Origin of the sequence: Lacrimispora amygdalina (assembly GCF_003432035.1) — a bacterium.
Taxonomy (GTDB): domain Bacteria; phylum Bacillota; class Clostridia; order Lachnospirales; family Lachnospiraceae; genus Lacrimispora; species Lacrimispora amygdalina.
In genome coordinates, this window is record NZ_QOHO01000160.1 from 1 (window position 1) to 842 (window position 842).

At 41.6% G+C, this 842-nt stretch carries 2 protein-coding genes; one reads left to right on the plus strand and one right to left on the minus strand.

The annotated features are described in order from the left end of the window. Window positions 1–163: 163 nt before the first annotated feature. The gene (locus tag DS742_RS28445) at window positions 164–520 is read left to right on the plus strand and encodes a TetR-like C-terminal domain-containing protein (RefSeq protein WP_278336115.1); all 357 of its coding nucleotides are present in this window, start codon (window positions 164–166) and stop codon (window positions 518–520) included. On the opposite strand, the gene DS742_RS28450 is transcribed toward DS742_RS28445, so the two are convergent. Beyond that, on the minus strand, window positions 517–750 hold the full coding sequence (locus tag DS742_RS28450; RefSeq protein WP_117420266.1) for a hypothetical protein: 234 nt from the start codon (window positions 748–750) through the stop codon (window positions 517–519). The genes DS742_RS28445 and DS742_RS28450 overlap by 4 nt on opposite strands. Window positions 751–842 lie beyond the last annotated feature (92 nt).

Below are 842 nucleotides of genomic sequence, written 5' to 3' on the forward strand. Positions count from 1 at the left end.
CAAAACATGCAGGCGCCTTCCGGGCGCAGGCAGGGAAAAGCCCCTTATAGGGGCAGAGCAAACCACCGGCTAAGCCGGTGGTCATGATTATCACTATCAGGACAAGTATGAACTGTTAAGCTGGATTTATTATAATGAAAACTTTGCCGCTATTGCAGAAGATATCAGTCTTGAAAACTGGAATGAAAAAATATATGAGCTTTTAAATAATATGAGGCGTGAAAAAGTTTTCTATATGAATACCATAAAAGAACAGGAGCATACATTTGAGAGTTATCTGTATGAAATGACAAAAGCTTTGTTTTCGGAAGCAATTGAGGTCCTGGATGAAAAGGGAAGACTGACATATGAAGAACGGGATTTCGATGCAGGATTTTATGCCTACGGTCTGTGCGGAGTTATCATGGACTGGGTGAAAGAAGGGATGAAGATGGAGCCGAAAGAGGTATCAGAACGGTTAAAAAGCCTCGCCAGAGCCACAGAACGGATCGGATACATTCGCAGCCAGGCGGAGCTTTAAGCCAGTTTCTGAATAATCAGATTCAGGCATTCCTCTATGGAACAACGTTTTATCATAATGAGAAGATCATCGTAAGTAAAAAGTTCACTCGATGCAGGGCTGAACTTCAGCAGTAGTTCGCTTAAGTTGCGGGCGGTCCGTTCCGGAGCCTTCTGACCATTTTTCAGCTGATGAAGAAGCGCGGTTCTTAAAACGCTTTCCCTTATATGTTTGTGTAATGTACCCGACATGGATTGCCCTCCTTATTCATTGTCTTTATTGTAAAAGAATATAATAAAAATTACGATAGACAATATAGATAAACCCGAATTATTCATGAGAG